Here is a 14,379-nt window from a genome sequence, read left to right as displayed (position 1 = left end):
TGGCTATCAGCCCCGACGACGCAGCGCGTCGATGCGCTCGTCCAGCGGCGGGTGGCTCATGAACATGCGTGCAAAGCCTTGCTTGATGCCACCGTTGATGCCAAAGGCCGTCAGGCTGTCGGGCATGTGCACCGGCAGGCCCTGTTCGGAGCGCAGGTGTTGCAGCGCTGCAATCATTGCCCCGGTACCGGCCAGGCGGGCACCGGCTTCGTCTGCGCGGAATTCGCGTTTGCGCGAGAACCACATGGTGATTGCACTGGCCAGGAAGCCCAGCACCACTTCCGCGAAGATGGTCGCTACGTAGTAGGCAATGCCACGGCCTTCTTCGTTCTTGAAGATCACCTTGTCGACGAAGTTGCCGATGATCCGTGCGAAGAACATCACGAAGGTGTTCACCACGCCTTGTACCAGCGCCAGGGTGACCATGTCGCCGTTGGCTACGTGACCGATCTCGTGGGCCAGTACCGCCTTCACTTCGTCGTAGGAAAAGCGTTCCAGCATACCCTGGCTCACCGCAACGAGCGCGTCGTTCTTGTTCCAGCCGGTGGCAAAGGCGTTGGCTTCATAGGCCGGGAAGATCCCGACCTCAGGCATCTTGATTCCGGCCTCGCGGGACAATTGCTCAACGGTTTGCAGCAACCATTGTTCATGCCGGGTGCGTGGCTGGGTGATGACCTGGGTGCTGGTGCTCATCTTTGCCATCCACTTGGAGATGAACAGCGAGAACAGTGAGCCGGCAAAACCAAAGACCGCACAGAAAACCAGCAGCTGATTGAGGTTCAGATCAACCCCGTTGGCCGCCATGAACCCGTTGAAGCCGAAAAGGCTCAGGGTGATGCTGGCAATCAGCACGACCGCCAGGTTAGTGGCCAAGAACAGCAGGATGCGCATCATGGTTGTAGAGTTCTCCTCATGCTTAATATGTCGCGTACTGCGGGGTATATAAGGTGCCGCTTGGGGTGATTCAACCGAGCGACTATTTCAAACTGTGTCCTACAGCATGAATGTAGAGGCTTGAAAGGAATTTCCCACCTGAAAAGCACGCCGGGATAACCATAATCCTGCTCCGGCACCCTGTAATTACAGGGGCCTGACCGGTCCGTGGTGTGTGCCGACAGCAGAGGAGGGGGGCAGGGCAGAGAAGTGTTGCCAGATACTCGCTGTACGACCTGGCAGGGGTCGTACAGCGATAGTTGCATTACTGGCGATACGACTTCAGGAAGTTGCCGATGCGACCGATGGCCATGTCCAGGTCATCTACGCGCGGCAAGGTCACCACGCGGAAGTGATCCGGCCACGGCCAGTTGAAGGCCGTTCCCTGGACCACCAGCAGCTTTTCCGAGAGCAGCAGGTCGAGCACGAACTTCTCGTCGTTGAGGATCGGGCACACTTTCGGGTCGATTCGCGGGAAGGCGTACAGCGCGCCCATAGGTTTTACGCAGCTGACGCCCGGAATTGCGTTGAGCAATTCCCAGGTGCGGTTGCGCTGCTCCAGCAGGCGACCCTGGGGCAATATCAGGTCGTTGATGCTCTGGTAGCCACCGAGCGCTGTCTGGATCGCGTGCTGGCTCGGCACGTTGGCACACAGGCGCATGTTGGCCAGCATGTCGATGCCCTCAATGTAGCTCTGGGCGTTGTGCTTAGGGCCGGAGATGGCGACCCAGCCGGAGCGGAAACCCGCCACGCGGTAGGACTTGGACAGGCCGTTGAACGTCAGGCACAGCAGGTCCGGTGCCAGTGAACCCGTGCAAATGTGCACCGCGTCGTCGTAGAGGATCTTGTCGTAGATTTCATCGGAGAACACGACCAGGTTGTGCTGGCGCGCCAGTTCGAGCATGCCCAGCAACACTTCCTTGGAGTACACGGCGCCGGTGGGGTTGTTCGGGTTGATGATCACCAGGGCTTTGGTGTTCGGAGTGATCTTGGCCTTGATGTCGGCCAGGTCCGGGAACCAGTCGGCGCCTTCATCGCACAGGTAATGCACCGGGTGGCCACCCGCCAGCGTCACGGCGGCGGTCCACAGCGGGTAGTCGGGCGCCGGCACCAGCACTTCATCGCCATTGTTGAGCAAGGCCTGCATGGACATCACGATCAGCTCGGACACGCCATTGCCCAGGTAGATGTCTTCGATGCCGACACCTTCCACCTGCTTTTGCTGGTAATACTGCATCACTGCTTTACGTGCGCTGAACAGGCCTTTGGAGTCGCTGTAGCCCTGGGCGGTCGGCAGGTTGCGGATCACGTCCTGGAGGATTTCGTCCGGCGCTTCGAAACCAAACGGCGCCGGGTTGCCAATGTTCAGCTTGAGGATGCGATGGCCTTCCTCTTCCAGGCGTTTGGCGTGCTTGAGCACTGGGCCGCGAATGTCGTAGCAGACGTTGGCGAGCTTGTTCGATTTGCTGACCTGCATGGCGATGTGATCCTGAAAATGAACGATCCAGACGGTGTGGACACTACCGTACTGCGAATCCTGCGAGGCCTGCACCCATAAATACGTTTGAATGCCGATAGCGCGGGTGCCAGACTGACGATTTGACGAGGCGCAATCATACGTGCCGCCTGATCCATGGAAAAGACACAGATCAGGGTTTTTCAGATGCCGAGGTGTACCGATGGAAAAGTTGCAGAAAACCGTTGATGAATGGAAGGCGATGCTCGACCCAGAGCAGTACAACGTGTGCCGTCTCAAGGGCACCGAGCGACCTTTCAGCGGTAAGTACAATGGCACCAAGACAGATGGCATTTACCACTGCATTTGCTGCAATGAGCCCCTGTTCGATTCCACCACCAAATTCGATTCCGGCTGCGGCTGGCCGAGCTTCTACGCGCCGATTGCCGACAGTGCGATGATCGAGATCCGTGATGTCAGCCACGGCATGATCCGTACCGAAGTCACCTGCGCCAAGTGCGATGCACACTTGGGGCACGTGTTCCCCGATGGTCCGCCGCCGACCGGCCTGCGCTACTGCATCAATTCGGTGTGCCTGGACCTGGTGCCACGCTAAGCCGTGAGCCGCCCCCGCCAAAGGTGCGGGGGCGATCCATGACGCGGTATTAGTCGGGTTAATTCAATTGCACGCAATTGAATTGCCTACTATCTTCCTGGCTCTTACCCCTTTTATTTCGAGGCGCCGCCATGAGTGACAACCTGCTGAGCATCCCGTGCACCACCATCAAGGGTGAGCAAAAGACCTTGGCCGATTTCGCCGGCAAAGCCGTTTTGGTGGTCAACACCGCCAGCAAATGTGGCTTTACCCCACAGTACAAAGGGCTGGAACAACTGTGGCAGCAGTACAAGGACCAAGGCCTGGTGGTGCTGGGATTTCCCTGCAACCAGTTTGGCAAGCAGGAGCCGGGCAACGAAGGCGCGATTTCCGAGTTCTGTGAGCTGAATTTCGGCGTCAGCTTCCCACTGTTCAAAAAGATCGACGTGAACGGCAGCGATGCCCACCCGTTGTTTGTGCAGCTAAAAAAACAGGCGCCCGGCCTGCTGGGCTCGAAGGGCATCAAGTGGAACTTCACCAAGTTCCTGATCGGTCGCGACGGTCAGGTGGTCAAGCGTTTTGCCCCGACCACCAAGCCTGAGGACTTGACCCAAGAGATCGAAGCCCTGCTCAAATGACCGACTTGCCCGCCGTGTCCCTGGCGCTCGACGACCAGCTGTGTTTCAAGCTCTATGCCGCGTCCCGCGCGGTGACGCGCGCCTACAAGCCGATGCTCGATCAGTTGGGCCTGACCTACCCGCAGTACGTGGCGATGCTGGTGCTGTGGGAGTGGCAGGACGCGACGCCGGCGCAACCCACGGTCAAAGCCCTGGGCGAGCGCTTGATGCTTGACTCCGGGACGCTGACGCCCTTGCTCAAGCGCCTGGAGCAGCTCGCGCTGGTGAAGCGTCAGCGCAGCACACGGGATGAGCGTGAGATGCACCTGAGCCTGAGTCCGGCGGGTGTGCAGTTGCGCGACCAGGCTCAGGCCTTGAAAGCCCGGCTGCTGTGCGACAGCGGCGTGGACCTGAACCAGGCCGACGCCTTGCGCGACGGCCTGGACCAGTTGCTGGCGCAGATCAAAGGCTTGTCGTGTCAGGCACCCAGAGGTCCAGCAGGGCCTTGAGTTCTTCGCGGCGGAACGGCTTGGCCAGGTAGTCATCCATCCCCGCCGCCCGACAACGCTCGCGTTCTTCCGAGAGGGCGTTGGCGGTCAAGGCGACGATAGGCAGGTCCGGCCAGCGCCCGCTGCGGCGAATCTGCCGGCTGGCTTCGTAGCCGTCCATCACGGGCATATTGCAGTCCATCAACACCATGTCGAAGCGCTGTTCTTCAAGGAGCTTGAGGGCTTCGCCGCCGTGGGCGGCCACAATGACTTCGCATCCCAGCTTGCTGAGCATGCCCTTGGCCACCAACTGATTGACCGGGTTGTCTTCCACCAACAGGATGCGCGCCCGATGGGCGAGGGGCGCACTGTCCATTTGGATCGGGTCGAGGATCAGTTGCGCGTCGCTGCGCAGGTTGCGCTGCAGAATCTGGTACAGCGCGTTGCGGCTCAGCGGGCGTGCCTGTTGCTGCAGGGGGGCAAGGGCGGCGACTTCCTCACTGGGCATGAAGTTGCCATAGGCGGTGACCAACAGAATGGGCGCGCTAATCCCCGGGCGCAGGCGGAACAGGCATTCTGGGCAATCGGTAATCAGCAGGTCGGGGGTTTGCCCGCTCAAATCATCGTCCTGGGAATAGCAGCGCGGTGCCAGCCCCCAATGGGGCAACAGCGTGGTGAGCAACTCTGTCAGGCCATTGCTGCCGCTGGTGATGACAATCACCTCACCTGCCAGGGGCGCGTACCGGGCGGCGGGCAAATGCATGGGCAGCGGCAGGTCAGCACAGAACTGGCTGCCAAAACCGACCTCCGAGCTGATACTCAGCCGGCCCTTCATGGCTTCACACAGGTTGTGGGTCAACGCCAACCCAAGTCCCGTTCCGCCAAACTGGCGTGTGATCCCCGCACCGGCCTGGGTGAAAGGCTGGAAGATCTTCACCTGCGCTTCCTGGGCAATACCGATGCCTGTGTCGCAGACCTCGATTTTTACCCGGCCATCCTGGGCGCTGAGGCGCACATCCACGCGGCCGAAGCGGGTGAACTTCAAGGCATTGGAAAGCAGGTTGCTGACGATTTGCCGCACACGCGTCGGGTCGCCTATTACCTGAGCGGGAAAGAGTGGGTCGATCAGGCAGGTTAACTCGACACTCGGCGCCGCGTTCTGCGACAGCAAGTTGGCGGTGTCTTCCACCAGGGAACCGAGATCAAACGGGATGCGCTCCAACTCCAGTTGGCCGGCGTCAAACTTCGACAGGTCGAGAATATCGTTGAGCAATTCCACCAAAACTTTGCCCGAGTCGTGGGCGATGGACAGCTGCTGGCGCTGTTCGGCGTTCAACGGGCTGTCCAGTGATAGCGCAATCATCCCCAGCAAACCATTGAGCGGCGTGCGGATCTCGTGACTCATATTGGCCAGGAACGCGGCGCGGGCCTGGGCCATACCCAAGGCGGTCAACTTTGCCGCTTCCAGCTCATCGTTGGATTGGCTCAAGCGTTGGTTGCTGGCCTTGAGCTCCAGGGTGCGTGCGGAGACGATATCTTCCAGTTGGCCCAGGTATTCGGTGAGGCGGTCCTCGGCGTGGCGGCGCTGCTCGATTTCGGTTTCCATATTGTCGAATTGCTGGTTGGCGACGTTGACCAATACGCCGATTTCATCGTTTTCGTGACCCGGTGGGCAATCCAGGCGGGCCTGCTTGCTGGTGCTCAGTGCGCGAATAATGCGCACCAGCGGCTGGGTCAACATCACGTAAAAGAGGCCCAGCAGGATCCCGGTCAGGAGCAGGCTGCGGGCGAACCCGTTTAGCAGGGTAATCTCGGCACGGTGCAGGAAACGGCTGCCAAAGGCGTAGGTGTCCACGTCCAGGCGGAGTACGCCGAGGGAATCACTGGGCATGTGGCTCAGGAACAGCCGGTCTTCAAACTCCCGGTTGGCGCCAAACAGAAAATCGCTGACAGGCCGATAAGCACTTTCCTTGCGCGGTCGATTCACGTCGGCCAGGACCACGCCATTGTTGTCGATCAATTGCGCGCGGGTAATCGCCGGGGAATGCAGCAGGCCCAGGGTCAGTTCCTGAGCGAGTTCAGCATCGATGTTGTAGGCGATACGCGAGGCTGGGTTATGGCTGATTTCGATCAGTGAGCGTATTTCACGGTTGATCGATGCGTCTTCGCTGGCATAATCAATGCCGATTTGGATCAGGCTGAGCAAGGTTCCCAACACGAAACCTACCAGCACAGTCAATCTGGCTTGTTTATAAGACAAGCGGTGGGCGAACTTGATATCCATCGAGTGTTGAACCACTTCACGTTTCCCTTCGCCCGGCAAGCATAGCTGAACATCCACAGGCTCTGGCTTGGCCGGCATGAATCGTTTTATACGCAGCCTTGTGCGGCCTGACGCAGGGTTGCCAATACGCCATCTTTTGCAAGAACTTGCCAGAGGAATAATCGTGGATTCTCGATTGAATGCCTTTCTTGAGCGCGCCGATGCGGTACTTGCTCGCCTGGAACCGTTGTTACCTGCGCCGCGCCAAGCCATCGACTGGAATCAATGCCTCGCGGCCCGTTGGCAGCGCGAAGGCCGCAGCGGCTTTTTGCTGCCCCTGGAAGTCAGCCTGGACATGCGTTTGTCCGATCTTATCGGCGTAGACAAACAGCGTGAACAACTGGCACGTAACACCCAGCAATTTCTCGACGGGCTGCCTGCCAACCATGCGCTGCTGTGGGGTTCACGCGGCACCGGTAAATCGTCGATGGTGCGCGCTTTGCTGGCCGAGCACGCCAGGGCGGGGTTGCGCCTGATTGAAATCGAGCGCGATCACCTGGCTGATCTGCCCCGCGTAGTCGAGCAACTGCTCAAGTTGCCGCAGCGTTTTATCCTGTTTTGCGACGACCTGTCTTTCGAGGCGGGCGAGGGCGATTACCGCGTGCTCAAAAGCGTGTTGGACGGCTCCCTGGAGCAGGCGCCGGAAAACGTGTTGCTGTATGCCACCTCCAACCGTCGTCACCTGGTGCCGGAAAACCAGAGCGACAATGACAACTGGAAGCGGGTGGACGGTGAGTTGCACCCCAGTGAGGCGGTGGAAGACAAAATCGCCCTGTCCGACCGTTTTGGCCTGTGGCTGTCGTTCTACCCGTTCAGCCAGGAGCATTTTCTGGATGTGGTCGAACACTGGATCGGCGAGCTGGCCAGCAAGGCCGGTTTGCAGTGGCAGCGCGATGAAGCCCTCGACATTCTTGCCGTACGCTGGGCCACCGGGCGTGGCAATCGCAACGGCCGTTGCGCGTATCAATTCGCCCGTTATTGGGTAGGACTCAAATTGCTGGAGCGTCAACCATGATCGATTTGCAACAGGCCGGCACCGGCCTGGATGGCTATGCCCTGTTATGTGCACAACTGGAATCGCTGCTGGCCGATGAACGTGACTTTATCGCCAACAGCGCTCAGTTCTCTGCGTTCCTGTTCAACCAGTTGGACGACTTGAACTGGGCCGGCTTCTACCTCAACCGCGATGAAGAGCTGGTGCTGGGCCCGTTCCAGGGCCAGATCGCTTGTGTACGCATTCCGTTCGGTCGTGGCGTGTGCGGCGCGGCGGCGGCATCCCGGCAAACCCAGCGGATTGAGGATGTACATGCGTTCCCCGGCCATATCGCCTGTGACAGCGCCTCCAACAGCGAACTGGTGGTGCCGCTGATCAAGGATGGCGTACTGATTGGCGTGCTTGACCTGGACAGCCCGTCGCTGGCCCGTTTTAACGAGCGGGACCAGGCGGGTATCGAACAACTGGCGGCGATTTTTCTACGCTTGACCGACTGCTGATCGGGGCGCAGAGGGTTGGCCTTGGTCATGGGCTATCCAGCTTATGGAGCTGCACCTGCAGTATCCTCTCCAGCTCCAGCATGAGTTTTTCCAGGGACTTCACCTCGACCTCGATCAGGGGGCGTTCATCGCGACGCGCACAGGCATGCTCCAGTGCTTCGCATTGCGCGGCCAGGGCGCATGCCTGGACGATGCGCGCGGCGCCCTTGATCTTGTGGGCTTGCTCAATGATGTCTTGGAGCGGTGCCTGTCTGGCCATCAAGCTCAGCAGGTCCTGGCGGTCATGGCGACTGCTGTCCAACAGCTCCTCCAGCAAGCGCCGGCTTAATTGCGGATCACCCCCGGTCAGTGCCTCGAGGCAGTCGAGGTCCACCCGCAGGACCGCCGATTGAGGTCTGATTCGGGCCAGTTGCTGCTCCAGCGCGGTGAGGCTGATGGGTTTGAACAGGCAGTCGTTCATGCCCGCTTGCGCACAACGCTGTTTCTCCTCGGGTTGGGCATTGGCAGTGAAACCGAGTATCACACAGGGCTCCTGTTGCTCTCGCTGCTCATATTCACGGATTGAGCGACTCAACTCATAGCCATTCATGACGGGCATGTTGCAGTCGGCTATCACCAGGTCGAAGCGCTCCTGACGCCAGGCCAGAAACCCGGCAGCACCTTGCTGGGCCGCCGTGAACTGATGCCCCAGATAACCCAGTTGCTGACACATCAGCAAGCGATTGGCCGGGTGGTCGTCGACCACCAGTACATTGAGAACCGGCGCGGCAGCGGGCGGCTGGGACTTGAGTTCTTCCTGTACCTCGTTTGGCTGCAGGCTCGTCATCTTCAAGCAGACCTGCACTTGAGTGCCCACCATGGGCACGCTGCTCAGGCTCAGTTGCCCCCCCATCATCTCGCACAGGCTGCGACAGATCACCAACCCCAGGCCGGCGCCACTCCTGGCCAGGTGTCCGGAGTTGTCGGCCTGGGCAAAGGGTTCGAACAGACGCGATTGATCGTCCCGGCTGATGCCGATGCCCGTGTCCTCGACCACCAGTTTCATCTGGATCTCGTTCGGCAGCGGGGTGGCTTGCACCTGCACCTTGATCTTCACCTGCCCGTGCTCGGTGAATTTGATCGCGTTGCTGACCAGATTCGACAGCACCTGCTTGAAGCGCAGCGGGTCGATCAGTACGGTGGTGTCGTCCAGGTCGGTGTCGAATTCGAGCAACAGGCGCAGGGTTTTCTGGCGGGCCAAGCCATCGAACACGCGCACCACCGACTCGATCACTTCCCGTAGATTCACGCGCTCAGGCGCCAGGCTCAGGCGGCCGGACTCGATGCGCGCAATGTCGAGGATGTCGCCAATCAGCTCCAGCAAGTCCTTGGCCGAGTTGTAGGCCACCTCGATAGCCGGGCGATCAAGATGGCCTTGGTCGGCACGCTTGAGGGTCAGTTCCAACATCCCGATCACCGCATTCATCGGCGTGCGGATTTCATGGCTCATGGTCGCGAGGAAGGTGCTTTTGGCTCGGTTTGCCTCGTCGGCGCGTTCCTTGGCAGCACGCAGTTCGTCGAACAGTTGGCGCCGGTCACTGATGTCGATCCAGCCGCCGATAACGCCCTGAACTTCGCCGTCCGAGTCGCGATAGGGAAGAATCCAGTGGTAGATCGTCAGTTTCTTCCCGTGAATATGCAGGGAGCGATCGAGGATCAGCGGGTTACCTTCCGCGACCACCCGTTGGTAGTCGGCGTGGTACTGCGCCGCCTCCGACTCCAGAGCCATGTCCATTTGCACCACGCTCTTGCCAATCACTTCCTCGCGTTTGACCCCGAACACTTGCAGGTAACTGTCATTGCAGGTTTGCAGCAGGCCCTTGCGGTCGCGTACGTAAATCGGGTGCGGCGTCTCATTGACCAATGCGCGCATGAACTCGAATTGGTCGTTGAGGGCCCGTTCGGCCATCTTCCGGTGTTTGATCTGGCGGCGCATGTAGGCGTTCCAGGTCAGGGAAATCAGCAGCAACAACCCCGTACCGATGATGATTTGTGCAATCAACTCGTGGTAATTGCGCCAGTAGCTGTCGGAGGCGGGTGTGTAACCCCGCCAGCGGCTGTTGATCACGCCCATTTCGTCCGGGGAAATACTCAGCAGTGCCTTGTCCAGGATTGAACTCAGCTCGACGGCGCGGCGCGGCGTCGCCAGGGCGAAAGTCGCTGGAAGGGTGCCGATGCTGGCGCTGATCTGTAGTTTGTCCTGGAACACCTGGGAGGACAGAAAGTAGTTGGCGATGACCAATGAATTCACCGCACCGTCCACGTTGCCCTGGGCCAGCATTTCCGATGCCTTGAAGGTGTCACTGACTTCCACCAGGAGAATCCCCGGGAATTCCTGTTGCAGGATTTTTTCCAGCGGGTTTCCCATGGTGATTGCCAGGCGCTTGCCCGCCATCTGCTCCAGGCTCGAGGGGGCGTTGGGCTCCTTGCGAGTCAGCAGGACATAGGAGTTTTCCAGGTAGGGACGACTGAAACTGAGTTGGGCCTCCCGCTCGGCGCTGGGCACGATAGCGCCGATGATGTCGGCTTGGCCCGAGGTGACCCGCTCTATCATCGTGTTGACCTCGCGAATGCGCTGGATTTCGAAGCGCAAGCCCGTCCGCAGGCGAATCAGTTCCAGCAGGTCGGCGGTGATGCCGCGAAAATTGCCGTCGGCATCGAAGAACGTCAGCGGCGCGAAGGTCTCATTGACCACGACTTTGACGACCGGGTGCTCTTTCAACCAGCGTTCTTCACGTTGGGTCAGTTGCAGTTTTTTGTCGGTCAGCAGGATATCGCTGCCGGCGCTCCAGCGCTTGGCGATGCTGTCTCGCTCATTCATGGGAACGGCCGCCAGTATCGAATCGACGATGCTGAGCAGAATCTGCTGGTCCTGGCGCAGCGCAAAACTGAAACCATAGGCTTCATGTTTGCCGAAATTCGCCATGCGGACGTTCTTCAGATAGCCCTTGTTGATCATGTAATGGGTGGAGATGGTGTCCCCCAGAAACACATCCGCCTGATCAAAGGCCACTGCATTCAAGGCGTTTTGATACGAGGGGAAGGCGCGGATATCCGCCTGCGGGTACAACTTTTCCACTTCGCTCAGCGGCAGGTAGTGGTAGACGAGGCTCAAGCGCAGCCCGGCCAGGCCATCGCTCAAACTGCGCGTTTCCTTTTCGCGGGTCACCAGTACCGGCTGATCTACTGCGTACGGCTGCGACAGGATGAAATTCGGGTTGGCGGCCTCAAAGCCGTTGGAGGAACCCAGCAGGTCAATTTCACCTTTTTCCAGGGCGCGAATCGAGGCTTCCCGCGTGGGGTAGCTCAATACCTTGATAGGCAGGGCCATGGCTTTGGCCAGGAGCCCGGCGTAATCGGCGGTCAGGCCTTCATAGTCGCGGCCGCTGGAGGTCAGGTCGAAGGGTGGGTAATCGGGTGCCGAGGTGCCCAGCACCAGCTCGCGTTTGTTCAGCAACCACTGGCGCTGAGCCTTGTCCAGTTGAGTATCCAGTTGAACGGTACCCGCGCGGCTCAATAAGGTGAAGTTTTCCGGACCCGGTTGTGGGGTCGCGGGCACAGTAGTGCTCAGGCACATACCGGCAATTAATACAATCAGATAGTCCTTTATACGCCTGGGCATCCGCTTTCTCACACTAGCGCGTTTCGTTTTGCCATCTCGATAAGTTCTACCAAGGATTTGGCTTTAAGTTTCTGCATCAGCCTTTTTTTGTAAGTGCTTACTGTTTTGTTACTTAGAAACATACCTTTGGCGATTTCTTTGTTGGTGCGCCCCTGTGCGAAGAGTTGCAATACCATCAGTTCCCGGTCGTTCACTGCCTTGAACAGTTCAAGTTCGAGGGTATCCTTACCGTCGGTGCCATTGCTATTCAATGCCTGGCTGGGAAAGTAATTGTAACCGGACAACACCGCGCGAATGGCGCTCAGCAGTTCGCTCAGGTCACCCTCCTTGCACACGTAGCCATCTGCGCCGGAGCGCATGCAACGTGTGGCGAACAACGTCGGACTCTGGGCGGTAAGAATCAGGGTTTTCATGGATGTGTTCATGGCGTTGAATCGGCAGAGCACTTCGAGACCGTCCAGTTTCGGGATGCTGATATCCAGGATGATCAGGTCCGGCAGGCATTCGCGAACCATTTGGATCGCGTCACAACCGTTGTCCGTTTCACCAACGACCTTATAACCCTCGTGTTCCAACAACATACGAATCGCCAACCTGATAACGGGGTGGTCATCAATGATAAAAACTGTGTTCATAATCATATTCCATGCAAGTGCAAATAAAGCGGGCACATTAGCTCAGAAGATGAGGGAGTAGGATGAACCTAGGGGGGAGTAGATATAAAACAGGAGAATTCCTACAGAAAAAGAGGTAACTGCCTACCCTTCATTAAGGCTTTGCGCCGTCGGATCTAAGCAAAGTTTGAATCAGTACGCTCAGGGCTGGGGCGACAGGTTCAGCAAGGGTTTTCAGACGAATTTCCGATCGCTGAACAGCGTTTAAAGTCGATTTTTTAGAGAGGGAATATTGGCGCGATCAACCTTGCAAGTTCGTCTTTATTCAGGGGCTTCATTAAATAGCCAAGCAGTGGCAGGCCACGTTGCAGGGCTTGTGTTGTCAGGGTGGACAGTTCGGTTGCCGCCAGCCCGCTCAGTAGAATGGCGCTGCTTATGAAGTGACGGCGGTTGGCAATTTCCACCAGTTCCAGCCCGGGTAGATCAGGCAGGCATTGGTCACACAGCAGGAGGTCAAACGGAGTCGTGGCGCTGGACATCGAGCGAATCGCCTGTTCGGCATTTTCTGCAAGGGTCAGGTGCTCGAAGCCGAAGCTTTTAAGCAGGCATTGAGTGGCCAGGAGCTGAAAGGGATGATCCTCCACCAACAGGATTCGAAGACGGGGTAGGGGCATAGAAGGCACAGGGCTCATTCAGAAGGGGCGGGGCGTAGCAAGTCCGCCAGAAGCGTGCGCGATTATTCCTCGAGCTTGTGTGCGAATTCGATCAGGCCGCTCTGTTCCCGTCGTAGGCAAATTCTGTACGGGAAGCAGGCGGCGTGATCAACATGTTCACTGCGGGCTGGAACGTCCGGTCATCTCCCGCGCCATCTCGGTGGCGTAGCTGTCAGTCATGCCGGCGATAAAGTCGATCATGCGCAAAAACGACGCGTGCAGCGGCCAGGCCGGGTTTGGCGCGCTGTTGCCCAGCAAGTCGAGGATGCGCCGGTTCTTGAACGACGGCGTGCGCCCGCCATGCTGTTCCAGTGCCGCACCGCAAAAGGCGTTCAGGAGGATTTCCAAGGTGGTGTAGGCGCCGATTTCGTGCAGGGTTTTGCGCTTGTCCTGGAAGATTTTTTTACGCGCCATGTCCTTGGCATCCAGCACGCAGCGCTTGGCGGGGCCGTGCATGTGCTCCACCAGGTCACCGGGCAGCGTGCCGGCGAGCAACGCGTCTTGCTGTTCGACAAAGGCCCGCGCGGCGGCATTGGTCAGGTGCTCGATCGCCTTGCCGCGCAGGATCGCCAGCTTTCGCCGACGAGAGTCCTCCGGGCCCAGTTGCCGGTAAGTCTGGGGTAAATCGTCACCCACCAGGTCGAGCAGCAACGACTCCACCTCGGCATATTCCAGCAACTCCATTTCCAGGCCGTCTTCGAGGTCAATCAAGGCGTAGCAGATATCGTCTGCTGCCTCCATCAGGTAAACCAACGGATGACGTGCCCAGCGTTGTTCTTCCAGCTGCGGGAGGCCGAGTTTGTGGGCGATCTGCTCAAGGATCGGCAGCTCGCTCTGGTAGCAGCCAAACTTATGTTTTTTGTAGCCCAGGGAATCCGCGTGACGAGCGGTCCACGGGTATTTCAAATAGGTACCAAGGGTGGCGTAGGTCAGCCGTGTGCCGCCGTCGAACTGGTGGTATTCCAGCTGGGTCAGTACCCGAAACCCCTGGGCATTGCCTTCGAAGTTGAGGAAGTCATTGCGCTCGGCAGTGCTCATGTCATCCAGCCAGCCGCGTCCGGCCGCCTGTTGAAACCAGTGGCGAATGGCATCTTCACCGGAGTGCCCGAACGGCGGGTTGCCGATGTCATGGGCCAGGCAGGCCGATTGCACCACCATGCCCAGGTCGCTCGGTTCACACCAGTCGGGCAGGGCGCTACGCAGGGTTTCGCCTACGCGCATGCCGAGGGAGCGGCCGACGCAGCTGACTTCCAGGGAGTGGGTCAGGCGAGTATGGATATGGTCATTGCTCGATACCGGGTGCACTTGTGTCTTGCGGCCCAGTCGGCGGAATGCGCCGGAGAAAATAATACGGTCGTGATCCTTGTGAAACGGGCTGCGGCCGAGTTCTTCGGGGCTGTGCAGGGGCTTTCCAAGACGTTCGCGTGTCAGCAGGGTGGGCCAATCCAAGGCGGGTACTCTCCGTACGGTGAATGACCCTCCCAG

12 protein-coding genes are annotated in these 14,379 nt (G+C 59.0%); 5 read left to right on the top strand and 7 right to left on the bottom strand.

Annotation, left to right across the window (positions count from 1 at the left end; translation table 11 throughout):
- Positions 1-6 precede the first annotated feature (6 nt).
- Together htpX and JFT85_RS07500 are read right to left on the bottom strand one after the other, a co-directional pair.
- Complete coding sequence (htpX, locus tag JFT85_RS07505) at positions 7-894, bottom strand: protease HtpX (RefSeq protein ID WP_053255163.1); 888 nt, start codon at positions 892-894, stop codon at positions 7-9.
- Between the two features lie 304 nt (positions 895-1,198).
- Positions 1,199-2,410, bottom strand: coding sequence for a pyridoxal phosphate-dependent aminotransferase (locus JFT85_RS07500; RefSeq protein ID WP_053255164.1), 1,212 nt, complete (start codon positions 2,408-2,410; stop codon positions 1,199-1,201).
- Between the two features lie 202 nt (positions 2,411-2,612).
- Here JFT85_RS07500 and msrB point away from each other — a divergent pair, with 202 nt between their 5' ends.
- From msrB to JFT85_RS07485, 3 genes are all read left to right on the top strand, one after another.
- Positions 2,613-3,005, top strand: coding sequence for a peptide-methionine (R)-S-oxide reductase MsrB (msrB, locus tag JFT85_RS07495; protein ID WP_053255165.1), 393 nt, complete (start codon positions 2,613-2,615; stop codon positions 3,003-3,005).
- A gap of 131 nt (positions 3,006-3,136) precedes the next feature.
- Positions 3,137-3,622: a glutathione peroxidase gene (locus JFT85_RS07490; protein ID WP_053255166.1), complete on the top strand. Its 486-nt coding sequence runs from the start codon at positions 3,137-3,139 to the stop codon at positions 3,620-3,622.
- Entirely contained in the window at positions 3,619-4,110 is a 492-nt protein-coding gene (locus JFT85_RS07485) for a MarR family winged helix-turn-helix transcriptional regulator (protein ID WP_069552261.1), read from the top strand. The genes JFT85_RS07490 and JFT85_RS07485 overlap by 4 nt, the downstream gene beginning before the upstream one ends.
- Here the strand turns inward: JFT85_RS07485 and JFT85_RS07480 are convergent.
- The gene (locus tag JFT85_RS07480; RefSeq protein ID WP_053255359.1) at positions 4,064-6,373 is read right to left on the bottom strand and encodes a hybrid sensor histidine kinase/response regulator; all 2,310 of its coding nucleotides are present in this window, start codon (positions 6,371-6,373) and stop codon (positions 4,064-4,066) included. The two genes, JFT85_RS07485 and JFT85_RS07480, sit on opposite strands and share 47 nt — an antisense overlap.
- A 163-nt stretch (positions 6,374-6,536) precedes the next feature.
- Between JFT85_RS07480 and JFT85_RS07475 the strand changes: the two genes are divergently transcribed.
- The gene (locus JFT85_RS07475; protein WP_053255168.1) at positions 6,537-7,427 is read left to right on the top strand and encodes an ATP-binding protein; all 891 of its coding nucleotides are present in this window, start codon (positions 6,537-6,539) and stop codon (positions 7,425-7,427) included.
- Positions 7,424-7,906 carry a GAF domain-containing protein gene (locus JFT85_RS07470; RefSeq protein ID WP_053255169.1) on the top strand — a complete coding sequence of 161 codons (483 nt, stop codon included), beginning with the start codon at positions 7,424-7,426 and terminating at the stop codon, positions 7,904-7,906. Before JFT85_RS07475 ends, JFT85_RS07470 begins: the two co-directional genes overlap by 4 nt.
- Before the next feature lie 25 nt (positions 7,907-7,931).
- Here JFT85_RS07470 and JFT85_RS07465 read toward each other — a convergent pair whose 3' ends face one another.
- The 4 genes from JFT85_RS07465 to JFT85_RS07450 form a co-directional block, all read right to left on the bottom strand.
- A complete protein-coding gene (locus tag JFT85_RS07465; protein WP_201229594.1) occupies positions 7,932-11,567 on the bottom strand; it encodes a transporter substrate-binding domain-containing protein in 3,636 nt (1,211 codons plus the stop codon).
- 8 nt (positions 11,568-11,575) lie between these two features.
- Positions 11,576-12,202, bottom strand: a complete 627-nt coding sequence (locus tag JFT85_RS07460) for a response regulator transcription factor (RefSeq protein ID WP_201229593.1) — start codon at positions 12,200-12,202, stop codon at positions 11,576-11,578.
- 257 nt (positions 12,203-12,459) lie between these two features.
- The gene (locus JFT85_RS07455; protein ID WP_053255172.1) at positions 12,460-12,855 is read right to left on the bottom strand and encodes a response regulator; all 396 of its coding nucleotides are present in this window, start codon (positions 12,853-12,855) and stop codon (positions 12,460-12,462) included.
- A gap of 156 nt (positions 12,856-13,011) precedes the next feature.
- Positions 13,012-14,343, bottom strand: coding sequence for a deoxyguanosinetriphosphate triphosphohydrolase (locus JFT85_RS07450; RefSeq protein WP_053255173.1), 1,332 nt, complete (start codon positions 14,341-14,343; stop codon positions 13,012-13,014).
- Between the last annotated feature and the right edge of the window lie 36 nt (positions 14,344-14,379).

Origin of the sequence: Pseudomonas sp. TH04, from assembly GCF_016651355.1 — a bacterium.
In the GTDB taxonomy this organism is placed as follows: Bacteria; Pseudomonadota; Gammaproteobacteria; order Pseudomonadales; family Pseudomonadaceae; genus Aquipseudomonas; species Aquipseudomonas fluorescens.
Note: the sequence above shows the minus strand (reverse complement) of the source record. Positions and strands in the feature narration are given on the sequence as shown.

Bases quoted from the DNA above. Each gene is read 5' to 3' on its own strand.
- JFT85_RS07460 (WP_201229593.1), bottom strand. From the start codon at position 12,202: ATGAACACAGTTTTTATCATTGATGACCACCCCGTTATCAGGTTGGCG.
- JFT85_RS07470 (WP_053255169.1), top strand. From the start codon at position 7,424: ATGATCGATTTGCAACAGGCCGGCACCGGCCTGGATGGCTATGCCCTG.
- JFT85_RS07480 (WP_053255359.1), bottom strand. From the start codon at position 6,373: ATGGATATCAAGTTCGCCCACCGCTTGTCTTATAAACAAGCCAGATTG.
- htpX (WP_053255163.1), bottom strand. From the start codon at position 894: ATGATGCGCATCCTGCTGTTCTTGGCCACTAACCTGGCGGTCGTGCTG.
- JFT85_RS07500 (WP_053255164.1), bottom strand. From the start codon at position 2,410: ATGCAGGTCAGCAAATCGAACAAGCTCGCCAACGTCTGCTACGACATT.
- JFT85_RS07465 (WP_201229594.1), bottom strand. From the start codon at position 11,567: ATGCCCAGGCGTATAAAGGACTATCTGATTGTATTAATTGCCGGTATG.
- JFT85_RS07455 (WP_053255172.1), bottom strand. From the start codon at position 12,855: ATGCCCCTACCCCGTCTTCGAATCCTGTTGGTGGAGGATCATCCCTTT.
- JFT85_RS07490 (WP_053255166.1), top strand. From the start codon at position 3,137: ATGAGTGACAACCTGCTGAGCATCCCGTGCACCACCATCAAGGGTGAG.
- JFT85_RS07485 (WP_069552261.1), top strand. From the start codon at position 3,619: ATGACCGACTTGCCCGCCGTGTCCCTGGCGCTCGACGACCAGCTGTGT.
- msrB (WP_053255165.1), top strand. From the start codon at position 2,613: ATGGAAAAGTTGCAGAAAACCGTTGATGAATGGAAGGCGATGCTCGAC.